We start from the raw sequence: 14,504 nt of genomic DNA, 5'->3' as shown, positions 1-14,504 counted from the left end.
CGTGACATTAACGAAACACCATAATCACTAGGATTACAATAACAACAGCAGCAACAGCCCAAAAGAAATAATGTTTCCAAGTAAACTTAGAGCGTTTCCTAGCGCGGGCAGATTGCTTCGGAAGTTCTAGGGTTTTCGATTTCTGCTGAGTTGGAATTTTTCGGTCGAAATTGTAGATAGCAGTATTGCATTTCTCAACCTCATGATCCAGCTTGAGTTCTGTAAAGATGGCTTTTGCTTGCTCATAGGCTTGGAGAGCTTCCCATCGACGTGGTTCGTATTTTAAAAGTACATTACCTAAATTTTGCCAGGATTGCGCTTGTCCGTGTCGGTCACCAATTCTGCATCTAATTTCCAAAGCTTTTTGATGACAATCAATAGCTTTCTCATATTGTTCAAGGTTGTTATAAATATTACCTATGTTATTCCAAGAAACTGCCTCGCCATATCGATCTCCAATTTCTCTTTTAATTTCTAAAGACTGTTGATAAAAACTGATTGCTCTCTCATATTGACCTATCTCATGATAAACAAGACCCAAATTCCCTAAAGAAATTGCTTCACCATATCGATCTCCAACTTCTCTTTTAATTTCTAAAGATTGTTGATAAAAACTGATTGCTTTCTCATGTTGACCCATCTCATCATAAACAAGACCCAGATTCCCTAGAGAAATTGCCTCACGCCATCGGGCACCAATTGTCTGTGAAATTTCTAGAGATTGTTTATGGAAGTGCAGTGCACTCTCATATTGTTTAAGTAATCTATAGATATTGCCTATGTTATTCAAAGACGCTGCTTGACCATGTTGATCTCCACACTCTTGGAAAAGATGAAATCCAGTTTGGTAAGCTTCTATTGCGTCAGTATAATAAGATTGACTTTTCAAGAAATCACCTAAACGAAGCCAAACCCACGGCAAGTTCTTTCTTTCAAATTGAATCGTGTAAATCTCGATCGACTTCTTAAAAGCCTGAATAGCTAACTCACGTTCCTGCTCTAAGTTTTTAGCTTGACCGTGTTCTATACGATTTGCATAAACTTGTCCAAGCTTATCGTAGAGTGCTGCTAAACCTACTGTGTTGGGTGATTTCTGTTCTAACTCTTGAATTTCTCCTAACAATTCCTCCAGTGGTGGAAGAAAATTATTATTCGTTTGACTAACTTGACTCTCTGAAACTGTCTCAGCAGGTTGCCAATCCACCTGCGGTAAAGTTTCTTCCTCATCCACGAACCGCAACACCGCCTTCCGCCAACCCCAAAAATCCGGTGCCCGTCGGCTCATCTCCCGCAAAATCCGATGGCTCACCCACAGCACGATCGGATAGGGAAACTCCCGCAACCCCTCCCGCGTCCACTGCAAATAACCAAAAAACTGCTCCAAATCACTCTGCTCATCCTCCGATCGCAGCTTCAGCCGCAACAGCACCTCCGCCCCCGTCACCGTAAATACCGCCGCCCCACCCCGCTGCAAATAGGGTTCCCCATCCCTCAACTTCGCCAACTCCGATCGCACACTCGGCTCCCGCTCCAACTCAATCCGATAGGGCCGAATCTTACCCTCCCGCGCCTCCTGCTCATAGCGCGCAATCACCCGCCGCCGCACCCCAGCATCATCGCAGCCCACAATAATCGGAGCCAGCCGACCCTGACTGTTCTCAATCAACGACATTAACGACTCATAGGTCGCCTCATTCTCCGGCGTCAACTCAGGCGATCGCGCCACCATCCAACACCCCCTCCTGCACCAACAAATCCACCACGATCGGATTCAAGTCATACCACAGCACCGCATTGCGATACTCCAAAATATACAACCCATGCAACAAATCCAAAAACCGCTGATTCTCCGTATCCCGTGGCTTCAAATCTTCATAAATCTGCTTCAACGCCTCAAAATCCACCTGCCCCAATGGCTCCGCAAACTCAATCTGAAAATCCGTCAACACCTGATCCAAAACCTGCTGATTCACCAACACCGACGGTCGATCCAACTGCTCCCGCCGAATCTGACTGCGCAACTGCTGCATACACTTATCACAACAGCGATCGACCAACCGAATCAACTCCCGCAACACCCCACCACTCTTCAAAATAATCTGCCGCTTCACTTCCGGCTCAATCAATTCCACGGGCAACCGCCGATCCAAAACCTCCTCAAAAATCGCCACACAGCCCGCATCCGGCACCCGATCGGCCTTCCGTACCACCGATCGACTAAAAAACTTCGCCACCCGCATCGTGTGAATCTGCTTCACAACCGCCTCAATACTCCGCTTCAGCGACACCTCCCGCAACGTCGCGATCGGAATCGTATAGAGAATATGACAATTCGGATCAAGCAACGGCTGAATATTCTTACTAAAAATGCTATCCGTCACCGCAAGATCCAACTTATCCAAATCATCAATAATCACCAAAACCCGCTGTCCAGTCGCATTCTCGATATAAATCTGGATCTCATTAATCTTCGCAATCAAATCCGAAATCCGCCGCGCAAACTCCATCGTGATCTCCTTCCGCACAACAGAATTCACCTTCATCTTCGACTTAATCTCCGCCAAAAACTTCAGCAACCCCGGAACGCCCCCCTCCAAACTCGCGCCCCCACTCGCCTCAATCTCCGACTCCACCCCCTGGGATTCCGTTTGCGTATGCGTTCCCAACCACTTGTATAACTCCTTCTTAATCCCCGGCTTCAACTTCACCGATCGCCGTTCCGCATTCTCAAGCAACTGCAACGCCATCGAAAACAAAATATTGACATGATCTACTGCCGATCGCTCGATCGTGTCTGAAATCGAAAACATCACCACAAAATAGCGACCCGTCTCAATCAGCCGAAACCCCAACTCCGCCAGCAACGTAGACTTCCCACAGCCCCGATGCCCCGTAAACACAAACTTATTATCCCGATCGTCCGCATCCTCGATCGCCTGTTCCAACTGCTCCAGCAAATCCGTCTGGTACTCCACCCCAAACTGCGCCAGCGCCTTCTGCGTCACCAATGGATCAAGCTGAAGGTTCCGCCCCGCCAGCCGGAACACCTCTAACCGCTTTTGCAGTTCTTCTAAACTTGCCATCGGCACCACCTACACAACCCGATCCCCCCCATTTTAAGCGAGTTTGCAGAGGGAAGACGGGCTTTTTAGAACCGCGATCGTGAAGACGCGATCGATCCAATCCTCAGCCCCAATTGATTGCTCAATACCCCAGATTCGATCGCCCCTCGCCCCCGCGCTACGCGCCGCTGTGCCAGAAAAAGGGGAATTCAGCCAAATTGTTTCAAAGTCCCCCTTATTCTTGGCGTAGCCTCTCCGTGGGAGATAGGGGAACTTAGGGGGATCGTATGGGTCGCAATCATGATTGGGTATATTGATTGGGTATTAAGGGATTTGCAAAGAAATAATATCCCCTCTTCATTCCCCTACCCTCCTACCCTTTTACTCTCCTACCCCTACCCAATTGGGATTTTATTTATGCGCTGTTCCCTAAGTTGTTTTCCGATAAGTCTTCCGTTCCAAAATTTCCTTTAACACCAAGGTCAATAACCCTAGCGCCCCTAGCAACACCGACGCCGAAAACGCTGCTCCCGTCGCATATTGCTTATAGGCATCCTCCACAAACAGCGATAAAGTTTGTGTTTTACGAGCAATATTTCCCGCCACGACCGATACCGCCCCAAATTCGCCCATTGCCCGTGCATTGGTCAGCAGCACGCCATACAGCAGTCCCCAACGGATATTCGGTAACGTCACATTCCAAAAAATCTGCCAATTATTGGCCCCCAACGTTCTCGCCGCCTCTTCCTCATCGGTACCAATTTCTTCCAGCACCGGAATCACTTCCCGCGCCACAAATGGCAACGTGACAAACGTCGTCGCCAGTACAATCCCCGGCACCGCAAAAATGACTTTGAAATTGATAAACTGCAAAATCGGACTCAGCCAGCCCTGCTGCCCATACAACAGCACCATCATCAATCCCGCCACCACGGGCGAAATGGAAAACGGCAAATCCAAAATGCTAATGACGATCGCCTTCCCCCGAAAAGGATGACGCGCGATCGCCCAGGCGGCAAACAGACCAAACACGGTGTTGAGCGGTACGACAATCAACGCAATCAGCAATGTCAGCCCGATCGCGCTTTGCATGTCCGCTTCCGCAAAATGCCCCAGAAATGGGCCAAATCCCTTCGCAAACGCTTGATAAAACACATTCACCGCAGGCAACAATAGCACCAACGCCAAATAGCCCACCGCGATCGAGATCATCGCCCACTGTGCCCAAGGTTTAGATGAATTAGAAACCGATGAATTAGCTGGCATAGCGTCTTCCCCAAGCTTGTAGCAAATTAATCAATAGCAGCAACACAAACGAGATGATCAGTAGCACCGTGCCAATCACCGTTGCCCCTACAATGTTGTACTGTTCCAACTGCTGGAAAATCAGCACAGGCGCAATCAAATCCTTAAATGGGGTATTGGACGCAATCATCACTGTTGAACCATATTCCCCCACCGCACGGGAAAATCCCAGAGCAACCCCCGTTAGAATCGCAGGCAACAATGGTGGCAATGTCACCCGCAAAAACGTCTGAACCTTCGAGGCTCCCAGTGACCAAGCCGCTTCTTCCAAATCCCGTTCCATCTCACTCAGTACGGGTTGCACTGTCCGCACCACAAATGGTAGGGAAATAAACAACATCGCGATCGCCACGCCCAATCGGGTAAAGGCAATTTTGATGCCAAAGGGAGCCAATAGCGATCCCACCCATCCCTTCGGCCCGTAGACCGTCGCCAGTGTTAACCCTGCCACCGCCGTGGGTAACGCGAAGGGCAAATCCACGATCGCATCAATCAGCCGCTTGCCGGGAAAGGAATAGCGTACCAACACCCAAGCAATCAACGTGCCAAAGAACCCATTGACCAACGCACTGCCCAACGCCGTTACAAACGTTACCTCGTAGGCAGACAGCGCGATCGGGCTCGTAGCAATCCGCCAAAACTCACTGGGTTGCGCCGTGATTGCTTTCCCAAACAGCGCCGCGATCGGCAATACCAGCATCCAAGCCAAATAGCCGATCGTGATGCGCCACGGCAGGGAAACTTTGCCTAAATAAGCCAATGGTTGTTGCCAGAAAAGGGAAGGAGCGATCGCCATAAAAACAACTCAAGATACAAAAAAATCGAAAAGATGGGAAAGTACTAGGAAGCTTTTTGGGCCGTGCCTTGAATTTGATCAAACACGCCCCCTTGATCAAAAAATGTCTTTTGCAGCATTTTCCAGCCGCCCATCGCTTTGGCCGTCGTCAATTGCGCGATCGCGGGATACTGCTGCGCCATCTCCGGCGACTGGGCCACTTCAGGATTCACAGGCCGAAACCCAGCCTTAGCAAATTCCACCTGCGCCTCCGGGCTGAAGAGGTACTGCACAAACGCTTCTGCCGCTGCCCGATTGCCATGGCGATCGACATTCTTATCCACCACCGCGATCGGTGCATCGATGGAAATATTCACCGGCGGCACCGTAAACGGCAGCGATTCCCCCTTAAGCTTCGCCAGCAACAACTCATTCTCGTAATTAATCAGCACATCCCCCACTTCCTGCTTAAAGAAAGTATCCGTGGCTTCCCGTGCATCCCGCGCCAAGACTGGAACCTGTTGATACACCTGCTTGACAAAGGCTTTCGCTGTTTCGTCATTTCCCTGATTCTGCAAGGCCGCATTCCACAGCGCTAGGAAATTCCACCGCGCCACCCCTGACGATCGCGGGTCAGCGGTAATCACCTGAATCCCCGGTTTCACCAAATCTGTCCAGGTTTTAATCTGCTTAGGATTGCCCTCCCGCACCGCCAAGGCCACCACCGATCGCGTCACGATCGCCTGATTGGGAGCCTCATCTTCCCAGCCCGGATTAATCAACCCCGCCTTTTCAATTTTTTGCACATCCAACCCCAAGGCCAAGTGCACCACATCTGCTTCCAACCCATCGATCACCGCACGGGTTTGCGCACCGGATCCGGCATAGCTCTGGTTGATTGTCAGCCGCTGGTTATGTTCCCGTTGCCATTTTTCTTCAAACTTAGGAATGATGGCCCGGTAGGCAATTTTCGGCACCGAAAAAGAGGCTAGCGTCAGTTCGATCGGGGCGCTCCCCGCTGGCCGGAATCCCTGGCAAGCCCCCAGCAGCCCGGACAACACCAAACCCACCACAAATAACCCAACGCCTCGCTGGACCAGTCGCGCTTGGAACAACCCCGATCGCTGCAATGCCCTGTAGAACGCCTGACTGTACCGTCTACTCAAGCGACTAAAAGCCCTATTAAACGCCTGCCTATGGCAAGCCCGATCGCAATCTTGACCAGAATTTTTACTTGACGGGTTACGTGGAGCCATCGCAATCTACAGTTTGTCGGTCGGAAAAGGGGATTTATTTGTGCCTCCTGATACTAGCGCTAAATGACCTACGACACAATTAGCCCCGTGCATGCAAATTCCAGCCCTAATCCAATCCGATCGATAGACAATTGTGTATGAGCTTTTGATGGGCAATGCAGGACAACAATTCGCTATTCTGGAGAGAGTGTCTAAGTTTATAGAACTTAACACTTGCATCCTCTCCCACCGAGCCTATGAAGTGTGTTATTAATCGTCGAGCCAAATTTTCGGCTAGCCATCGGTATTGGCTTCCGGAACTGAGTGATTCGGAAAATACCGAGCAGTTTGGAGCCTGTGCCCGTTTTCCAGGGCATGGTCATAACTACACATTGTATGTGTCCATGCTGGGGGAGGTTGATGAGTATGGGATGGTGCTCAACCTATCCAATGTCAAACACGTCATTAGGCAGGAAGTCACAGGTCAACTAGATTTTTCCTATCTCAATGACGTGTGGGAAGACTTTAAGCAAACCCTGCCAACCACTGAGAATTTAGCGCGGGTGATTTGGCAGCGGCTTGCCCCTCATCTCCCGATCGTCGAGATTCGCCTGTACGAAAACGAAACCCTCTGGGCTGATTATCAAGGAAACGCCATGGAAGCTTACCTCACTGTTAGCACACACTTCAGCGCGGCTCACCGCTTGGCTCACCCCGACCTCAGCTTTGAGGAAAATAGCCAAATCTACGGCAAATGTGCACGGGTGAACGGCCACGGCCACAACTACCATCTGGATATCACGGTAAAGGGCGAAATTCATCCCCGCACGGGCATGTTGGTGGATCTAGGCGCACTGCAAACGGCGATCGACCACTACATCGTGGAGCCGATGGATCACACGTTCCTCAACAAAGATATTCCTTACTTCGAGCGAGTGGTGCCCACGGCGGAAAATATTGCGGCCTATGTTTGCCGAACCTTGGAAGAGCCCGTGCGTCAGCTTGGCGCTACGTTGCATAAGGTGAAGCTCTACGAAAGCCCCAATAACGCCTGCGAAGTCTACGCCAGCAACAACACCGACAACGTCGCCTTGAAAATCCAACTTCCCGAACTGGCCACGGTGTAAGCCTTAATAGGCAGAAGAAAAGCCAACCTCAAAGTCCCTCTCCCGTTCTGGGAGAGGGATTTAGGGTGAGGGCAGAACACAGTAACTCGCGACGAGTGATGCAGAACTGCTCATTCCATATTCGATCAGCAAAGGCTAGCCGTTACAACGCAAGCCTTTCTTTTTTTTCGCCTAAGTTCGTCCCGTTTTAGGCGAGTCCCGTTTTAGGCTAGTTAGAGTGTTAATTCTGCTTTCAGAAAAGTTGCATGACCATTAAGCGGTTGGTTTTGGTAGCCCTCACAGCGATCGCGCTCCTATTCATGGGTGCGGATTTGGTTGCGAGTCTTGGCAAACCTCAGTTTCAAGGACGATTAACCCTATTTGAAAGTGATTTGCGGTTGCACTTTGTGGAGTGGCAAGGGCAACCTGACAGCACCGCCCAAGCCCTGCGGGAATTGCTGGGAGAAAGTCGGCCTGTGGAATCCGCTGTGGAGGAATATTCCGCTGTCAAAAAACTTGCTGCTGACGATTTAAGCAATGCCCAGAAGGAACTGACTCAGCTCAAACAGGCCGATGCAGCATCGGAAACGCTTCTAGATAAATTGGCAGACAAGTCCCGATCGGAGCAAGTTGCCGACCTAGAAGCCCGCGTGACCCAGAAGCAGAAAAATCAGGATGAACTGGATCTGCGTCTGGGACTGCTCTACCGCAGTAAAGCTAAACCCTCCGCTGAAGATTTAAAGCAATCTACCCAACTCTGGCAAGGCTTGCAGGAGAACCCCGCTACAACCCCTAAAATTGCTGATACCGCTGCAATCCTGTCCGGCCTGTGGCAAACTCCACCACAACTCCTCCCCCAAGCCGAACGGCTCATTCAGCAGAATTTAGACGGTTGGTATCGCTATCGATCGCTGGAGCGGGTCTACGAGCTATCCCAGCAAAAGGCAGAACTGGCTCAACTCAACGCCACTGAGCAAGCCACCGCCGAGCGGGTCATTACTCAATTGGGCCTCAGTAGCCTGCTCAGTGCCCTAACGTTTGTGGGCGGCAGTATTCTCCTGTTGACCGTCGGTGTCCAACGACTCTTGCGCGGCCAAAAATCTCTCCTAGCCGGAATTCAAGACAGTCAGTGGGCTGTGCCCTGGGATTGGGAAACTACTTGGTGGGTCGTGATTGCTGGCTTTTTCTTTGTGGGGCAGTTTCTCGCGGGTAATCTTTTGGTGCCGATCGCAACCTTGGGTCTGAAAACAGCCCTAGGGCCTCGGGTGAGTCACGATCTGCTCCAAGCTCTGTCCATTCTCATAGGCTATCTCTGCCTAGCGGGGGGAGCTTCAACGGTTCTCTATCAAAGTCTTAAGCCCTATTTTCCCCTAGAGAAAAATTGGTTCCGCCTCAGCGTCAAAGGGAACTGGTGGCTCTGGGGATTGGGAAGCTACCTAGTCGTGTTTCCGCTGGTGGTCGGCGTAAATTTGATTAACCAAGGAATTTGGCAGGGCAAGGGTGGTAGTAACCCCCTGCTTGAAATTTTGCTCAATGGGCAGGATCCTCTCGCCCTGGTCCTGTTCTTTGTGACTACATCGATCGCCGCTCCCGTTTTTGAAGAATTCTTTTTCCGAGGCTTTTTGCTGCCGTCCCTGACCCGATACGTTTCCCCCTGGAATGCCATTCTGTTAAGCAGCTTAATTTTTGCCCTGGTGCACCTCAGCTTGTCGGAAGTGTTGCCCCTAGCGACTTTGGGGATCGTGTTAGGGTTTGTCTATACCCGTACCCAGAATCTGCTGGCCTCAATACTGCTCCATAGTTTGTGGAACAGCGGCACCTTAATTAGCCTGTTTATCTTAGGAAACGCGAGTCGCGGATGACCCCCAAGCCGATCGATCGAAAACAACTCGGCCACCTCATGCTCTGGGCCTGTGGTGGAATGGCTTATTTCAATGCCTTCTCCAGTCTCAACTTACCCACCAGTGCGGCTTTCTTTTTAGCTAGTTTGCCCGTTCTGCTGGGCTGCCTTTGGCTGCTGCGCCAGTCCTCTGATGATCCCTCCTGAGAGTACCGTCTCTGCCGATCCGTTGCTCCATCCCCATGTTAGGAAGTGTTGCCCGTGCTGACCTCTGCGATCGCGTCCCCTCCCCCAGCTTCCCCCAGCGTTCAAACTCTCACCCTCGATGTGACTGGGATGAAATGTGCAGGGTGTGTTAGAGCCGTAGAACGCAAGCTCGCTCAACAACCCGGTGTTCAGTCCGCCTGCGTCAATCTGGTCACCGAAGTCGCAACCGTTACCTGCGAATCGGAGGTTGATGCCCAGGAATTCGCCCAAACCTTAACCCAGGTCTTGACCCAAGCAGGTTTTCCCAGCCAGGTAAGGCAGTCTAGCAGTCCTTCCCTGCAATCCGGATTAGCGGATTTAGCCACCCTGCGCCAAGCCCAAGCCCAGCGCCAACGGCGGGATTTAATCATCGCGATCGGGCTTTTGCTGATTTCCACGATCGGACATGTGTCAGACGCGATCGGGCTTGCCATTCCTGGTCTGGGCAATGATGGGTTCCACGCTGGACTGGCCACCGCTGCCCTGTTGATTCCGGGTCGTGCGCTGGTGTGGGATGGCCTGAAGGGCCTTTGGCACGGTGCCCCCACTATGAATACGCTGATTGGCCTAGGGGCTTTGACGGCGTTTCTGACGAGCTTAGTGGCGTTGATTAACCCCACGCTGGGCTGGGAGTGCTTTTTCGATGAGCCCGTCATGCTGATTGGCTTTATTCTCCTAGGCCGTACCTTGGAGCAACAGGCCCGCCACCGTGCCGCTGCTTCTTTCCAAAGTCTGTTAGCGTTGCAGCCCCGCATTGCCCGCCTGGTGAAAGTCCAATGGTCTAGCGCGTCTCCGGAGCAACCCGATCTCCCGCCATTGCCCGTAATCGCTCCCGGTGCGATCGAAGTACCTGTCGAGCACTTGCGGGTGGGGGAATGGGTGCAGGTTTTACCAGGAGAACAGGTGCCGATCGATGGCGAAATTTTGCTGGGTGAATCCACGATCGATGAATCTATGTTGACCGGGGAATCTGCGCCCGTGGTCAAGCGCATCGGAGATGCCGTCTCTGCGGGCACCCTGAATCAATCCGGGGCGATCGTACTTCAAGTGACCCACACGGGTGAAAATACAACCCTGGCGCGGATTATCCAGTTAGTCGAAACAGCCCAAACCCGCAAAGCCCCCATCCAACGATTGGCCGATACCGTCGCAGGCTACTTTACCTACGGGGTCATGGCTTTGGCTGGGTTGACCTTTCTCTTTTGGTATTTTCTGGGGCTGCACTGGTGGCCGGAGGTGCTGAGCTACGGTAGCCAGATACCGCACCACCACCTGCCCTTCCCGATGACTGCCCATACAGATGCTGTAGCGCCAGATCCCTCTCTATCTCCCCTGCTCCTCAGCCTCAAACTCACGATCGCCGTCTTGGTCATTGCCTGCCCCTGTGCCCTCGGGTTAGCCACACCAACCGCTTTGCTCGTGGGTTCCAGTTTAGGGGCCGAAAATGGTCTCCTGATTCGGGGAGGGGACGTTTTGGAACGGGTGCGAACCCTGGATACCCTTGTCTTTGATAAAACGGGCACCCTGACCCAAGGTCAACCCTCAGCGACGGTAATCCACGTTGCGGCTCACCTTACCCAACGGTTTACGGCCTCCCAGTTGTTGCAATTAGCAGCCTCGGTCGAACAGGGCACGATTCATCCCCTCGCCACCGCGATCGTTCAGACTGCAAGTCAACAGGATTTACCCCTACTCCCTGCCACGAATTTCCAGACCCAGGCTGGCCTAGGCGTCTCGGCCCAGGTGACCTGGGAGGAACAGTCCTCTGAGACACCGTCTGAGGCACTGTCTGAAACACTGTCTGAAGCACTGTCTGAAACACTGTCTTCTAGCCTGCTACTGGGCAATGCGGCTTGGCTAACCCAGCATCAAGTCTCCCTACCGCCGGAAGCCAAAACCCAGGAAACGGAATTAGCCCACCAAGGCACCACGATCGTTCACATGGCGATCGATCAACAGTGGGTCGGCCTGTTTGGCATCCAGGATCCCCTGCGCAGCGATGCCCGGTCTACGCTGCAAACACTACAACAGGAAGGGTTGCGAGTTCTATTACTGACGGGAGATCGCCGGGAAACCGCTCAAGCCGTCGCTCAAGCCCTGGGGCTTGAGACCGATCAAGTGATTGCCGAAGTGAAGCCCGAGGAAAAATCCCAGGCGATCGCCCAACTCCAAGTCCAGGGCCATCGAGTGGGGATGGTAGGAGATGGCATCAACGACGCGCCTGCCCTGGCGCAAGCGGATGTGGGGATTGCCCTCAAATCTGGTACGGAAGTCGCCGCAGAAACCGCAGGTTTGGTCTTGATGCGCGATCGCCTCGCCGATGTCGTTTTGACATTTCACCTCAGTCGGCAAATTTTAGACACAATTCGTCAAAACTTAGTCTGGGCATTTGGGTACAATGCAGTATCCATTCCGATCGCAGCAGGAGTTTTACTACCCCACTTTCGGATCCTGTTGAGTCCAGGAGGCGCAGGATTCCTCATGGCACTCAGTTCCATCAGTGTTGTCCTGAACTCCCTGTTGCTCCGAGGGCACTTTCATCGACTCGTCACTCAACAACTTGTTACTCAACAACTCATCCCTCAACAACCTGCCACTCGATAACCTAATCACCCAATCACCTGTCAGTCAGTTAGAGCCACCCCTTGAGGATTGAGCATGTTGACCGATGTCATTTACTCCGGGCAGGTTTATGGTTGTACTGAAAGACCTATGGTGTAATTTATTATTGTCTTTAGCCACGGGAACCACCACGCGACATGCCTTCAGAACCGCGCCAAAACCATCTGCTCATCATTGAAGACGACAAAGGTCGGCGAGAATTTAACCTGGATGCTCCCGTCTATTCGATCGGTCGTGATCCTCGCTGTGATATTCGATTAGTGTCACAATTTGTTTCTCGTCGCCATGCGACCTTGGTGCAACTCCCCAAGGAAGATGGCAGCTACTACTACCGCATTGTGGATGGCAATCTGCGCGGACAAGCGAGTGCAAATGGGTTGCTGATCAATGGACGCAAGCTGCAAACCCATGACCTACACGATGCAGATGAAGTGGTGTTTGGGCCACAGGTACGGGCAATTTACTATTTGCTGAAACGGGAAGCTGTGCAAACGGTTCCCCCCGATGAATTTGACATTACCCTGATCAGCCCCGGCATGGTGGGCGATCCCGAGGATCTCGGGGATGATGAGATCGATTAGGAAATTGGTGACTTGGGCGCTGCTGAGGTGACGGCAGCTTAAGATCTTGGCCTACTGAGTCTTTTGGCCTGGTTGAATGCCCGATCGCGATTAAGCCCTCCAGGAAAATAATCTCCCTAAGCAAATAAGTCACTGCAAATAAGTCACCCAGGAGTAAGTTTGCGACTATCCCCTGGGGTCACCGTAGTGGAGGGCGTTGATTGTTGTTAGGCAAAGCTGATTAGGCTGTAATCTAGCTTCTGAACCATCCCTTAGCCACTGACTGTTTCAATGAGTTTCCATTGATTGGTTTCATTCACTGCCTTGTAAATCTCATCAAACATCTGATGGCAGTGATTATCCACTTGCAGCGGTAGCTCTTCGTTTTTGATGACAAACTTCATTCGAATTTCCTGGTCAGTCGCAGTGGTGCGATCGATCAAGATCTCCACCGTCACTAATTTTGGAAAGGGAACTTGTCCGGGAATTTCCCGAGCCATCATGTATTCTGAAGTATCGTAAATGACTTCTAGGCGGCAAGACTCCAAAACCTTGCGCAACACCCTATGCAGATCATTAACTGCGATCCCAACGGTAAACAGCGCAGTATAACGAGCCATAACCACCCCCAGCTTGTAGCTTGCTTTATCGAAATCAACAGATCACCCTTATGTTGTACTCGATCGAAGGACAACTCAACGGTTCCTCGATCGGACTAGTCGATTCAGACATCAATTCAGACAATGTCTATCCCACGTCCCATGAGTATGTCTCAAAATACGGCAAAGTTTACACCAGGGTCTAGTACTGATAGGACGATGGTGAATGGGAATTTAATCGACGTCGTCCCTGGCAGCGGATCTTTCAATCACTAGGATGGTAGACCAGGAGATAGGATAACCGGGATGTAGGAGAATCTGTAGGTTGCCGAATAGGGACTGCACATAATGGAGAAACGGGGAAAGTTCATCGTATTTGAGGGCGGCGAAGGTTGTGGCAAGACGACGCAACTCCAGCGCACTCAACAATGGCTCATTGACAGCGGTTGGTTAGAGAAGTTACAACAGTCCACCCCGATCGTCTCTATTCAATCCACCCGCGAACCCGGTGGTACGGCTTTGTGCCAAAAGATTCGTCAGGTTTTACTGACGCCCGATATGGAACCCATGCAAGATCGGACAGAACTGTTACTTTATGCGGCCGATCGCGCCCAGCATGTATCCGGCTACCTAACCCCCCTACTAGCCCAAGGAACTCTAATCCTGTGCGATCGCTATACCGACTCTACTGTGGCCTATCAGGGCTATGGCAGGGGCTTAGACCTCCCATTGATTCATCAACTCAATACCATTGCCACCGAGGGTCTAGCGCCGGACTTAACCCTCTGGCTAGATTTGGATGTGGAACTGGGTCTGGCCCGTGCCCAAGCGAGGGGTAGCCGCGATCGCATTGAACAAGCTGACTTCGCCTTTCACCAACGGGTACGCCAGGGATTTACGGAATTGCACCAAGCCCACCCCGATCGCATTCTGCGCATTGACGCTGCATTATCGATCGAAGCCGTGAGTCAAGCTATTCAAGCTACTCTGGAAGAAAAACTAGCCCAGTGGTATGAAATCCCTCAAACAACGCCCTAGTGGACTGTCAGTTTTCAATTTGTGGATAGAGGCGCTTCAGTCGAATCCGAGCATCGGCAGTAGTAAACTGCCAATCTACTGCCTTTTGCAATTGATTACGTTCAGTGTACCAAGCC

General features: G+C 51.6%; 13 protein-coding genes. 7 read left to right on the top strand and 6 right to left on the bottom strand.

Annotated features, from left to right (window positions below; genetic code table 11):
* Positions 1-7 precede the first annotated feature (7 nt).
* From ACN4EG_RS18650 to ACN4EG_RS18630, 5 genes are all read right to left on the bottom strand, one after another.
* Positions 8-1,594 (bottom strand): tetratricopeptide repeat protein, encoded by a 1,587-nt coding sequence (locus ACN4EG_RS18650; RefSeq protein ID WP_431631672.1) that lies wholly within the window; start codon positions 1,592-1,594, stop codon positions 8-10.
* Between the two features lie 115 nt (positions 1,595-1,709).
* Complete coding sequence (locus ACN4EG_RS18645; protein ID WP_431631671.1) at positions 1,710-3,083, bottom strand: P-loop NTPase family protein; 1,374 nt, start codon at positions 3,081-3,083, stop codon at positions 1,710-1,712.
* Positions 3,084-3,491: 408 nt separating this feature from the next.
* Positions 3,492-4,328: a sulfate ABC transporter permease subunit CysW gene (cysW, locus tag ACN4EG_RS18640; RefSeq protein ID WP_431631670.1), complete on the bottom strand. Its 837-nt coding sequence runs from the start codon at positions 4,326-4,328 to the stop codon at positions 3,492-3,494.
* Positions 4,318-5,163 (bottom strand): sulfate ABC transporter permease subunit CysT, encoded by an 846-nt coding sequence (cysT, locus tag ACN4EG_RS18635; RefSeq protein ID WP_431631669.1) that lies wholly within the window; start codon positions 5,161-5,163, stop codon positions 4,318-4,320. Before cysT ends, cysW begins: the two co-directional genes overlap by 11 nt.
* A 44-nt stretch (positions 5,164-5,207) precedes the next feature.
* Positions 5,208-6,398: a sulfate ABC transporter substrate-binding protein gene (locus ACN4EG_RS18630; RefSeq protein ID WP_431631667.1), complete on the bottom strand. Its 1,191-nt coding sequence runs from the start codon at positions 6,396-6,398 to the stop codon at positions 5,208-5,210.
* A gap of 236 nt (positions 6,399-6,634) precedes the next feature.
* On the opposite strand from ACN4EG_RS18630, the gene ACN4EG_RS18625 reads away from it, so the two are divergent.
* The 5 genes from ACN4EG_RS18625 (at position 6,635) to ACN4EG_RS18605 (ending at position 12,772) form a co-directional block, all read left to right on the top strand.
* On the top strand, positions 6,635-7,504 hold the full coding sequence (locus ACN4EG_RS18625) for a 6-carboxytetrahydropterin synthase (protein ID WP_431631666.1): 870 nt from the start codon (positions 6,635-6,637) through the stop codon (positions 7,502-7,504).
* 245 nt (positions 7,505-7,749) lie between these two features.
* Entirely contained in the window at positions 7,750-9,345 is a 1,596-nt protein-coding gene (locus tag ACN4EG_RS18620) for a CPBP family intramembrane glutamic endopeptidase (RefSeq protein WP_431631665.1), read from the top strand.
* Entirely contained in the window at positions 9,342-9,530 is a 189-nt protein-coding gene (locus tag ACN4EG_RS18615; RefSeq protein WP_431631664.1) for a hypothetical protein, read from the top strand. The genes ACN4EG_RS18620 and ACN4EG_RS18615 overlap by 4 nt, the downstream gene beginning before the upstream one ends.
* 54 nt (positions 9,531-9,584) lie before the next feature.
* Positions 9,585-12,173 carry a heavy metal translocating P-type ATPase gene (locus tag ACN4EG_RS18610; protein ID WP_431631662.1) on the top strand — a complete coding sequence of 863 codons (2,589 nt, stop codon included), beginning with the start codon at positions 9,585-9,587 and terminating at the stop codon, positions 12,171-12,173.
* A 155-nt stretch (positions 12,174-12,328) separates the two neighbouring features.
* Entirely contained in the window at positions 12,329-12,772 is a 444-nt protein-coding gene (locus tag ACN4EG_RS18605) for an FHA domain-containing protein (RefSeq protein WP_431631660.1), read from the top strand.
* Between the two features lie 251 nt (positions 12,773-13,023).
* Here the strand turns inward: ACN4EG_RS18605 and ACN4EG_RS18600 are convergent, their stop codons facing one another.
* Entirely contained in the window at positions 13,024-13,371 is a 348-nt protein-coding gene (locus tag ACN4EG_RS18600) for a hypothetical protein (RefSeq protein ID WP_431631658.1), read from the bottom strand.
* Between the two features lie 50 nt (positions 13,372-13,421).
* Here ACN4EG_RS18600 and ACN4EG_RS18595 point away from each other — a divergent pair, with 50 nt between their 5' ends.
* Together ACN4EG_RS18595 and tmk are read left to right on the top strand one after the other, a co-directional pair.
* Positions 13,422-13,556, top strand: coding sequence for a hypothetical protein (locus ACN4EG_RS18595; protein ID WP_431631657.1), 135 nt, complete (start codon positions 13,422-13,424; stop codon positions 13,554-13,556).
* A gap of 142 nt (positions 13,557-13,698) precedes the next feature.
* Complete coding sequence (gene tmk, locus ACN4EG_RS18590) at positions 13,699-14,388, top strand: dTMP kinase (RefSeq protein WP_431631655.1); 690 nt, start codon at positions 13,699-13,701, stop codon at positions 14,386-14,388.
* Positions 14,389-14,504 lie beyond the last annotated feature (116 nt).

The organism is Alkalinema pantanalense CENA528 (genome assembly GCF_050753345.1).
Classification (GTDB): Bacteria; Cyanobacteriota; Cyanobacteriia; order Leptolyngbyales; family Leptolyngbyaceae; genus Alkalinema; species Alkalinema pantanalense.
This window is presented reverse-complemented; position numbering and strand designations above follow the sequence as displayed.

Excerpts from the sequence above, each read along its gene's own strand:
- ACN4EG_RS18595 (WP_431631657.1), top strand. The coding sequence starts at position 13,422 with ATGTTGTACTCGATCGAAGGACAACTCAACGGTTCCTCGATCGGACTA.
- tmk (WP_431631655.1), top strand. The coding sequence starts at position 13,699 with ATGGAGAAACGGGGAAAGTTCATCGTATTTGAGGGCGGCGAAGGTTGT.
- ACN4EG_RS18630 (WP_431631667.1), bottom strand. The coding sequence starts at position 6,398 with ATGGCTCCACGTAACCCGTCAAGTAAAAATTCTGGTCAAGATTGCGAT.
- cysT (WP_431631669.1), bottom strand. The coding sequence starts at position 5,163 with ATGGCGATCGCTCCTTCCCTTTTCTGGCAACAACCATTGGCTTATTTA.
- cysW (WP_431631670.1), bottom strand. The coding sequence starts at position 4,328 with ATGCCAGCTAATTCATCGGTTTCTAATTCATCTAAACCTTGGGCACAG.
- ACN4EG_RS18600 (WP_431631658.1), bottom strand. The coding sequence starts at position 13,371 with ATGGCTCGTTATACTGCGCTGTTTACCGTTGGGATCGCAGTTAATGAT.
- ACN4EG_RS18605 (WP_431631660.1), top strand. The coding sequence starts at position 12,329 with ATGCCTTCAGAACCGCGCCAAAACCATCTGCTCATCATTGAAGACGAC.
- ACN4EG_RS18645 (WP_431631671.1), bottom strand. The coding sequence starts at position 3,083 with ATGGCAAGTTTAGAAGAACTGCAAAAGCGGTTAGAGGTGTTCCGGCTG.
- ACN4EG_RS18620 (WP_431631665.1), top strand. The coding sequence starts at position 7,750 with ATGACCATTAAGCGGTTGGTTTTGGTAGCCCTCACAGCGATCGCGCTC.
- ACN4EG_RS18615 (WP_431631664.1), top strand. The coding sequence starts at position 9,342 with ATGACCCCCAAGCCGATCGATCGAAAACAACTCGGCCACCTCATGCTC.
- ACN4EG_RS18625 (WP_431631666.1), top strand. The coding sequence starts at position 6,635 with ATGAAGTGTGTTATTAATCGTCGAGCCAAATTTTCGGCTAGCCATCGG.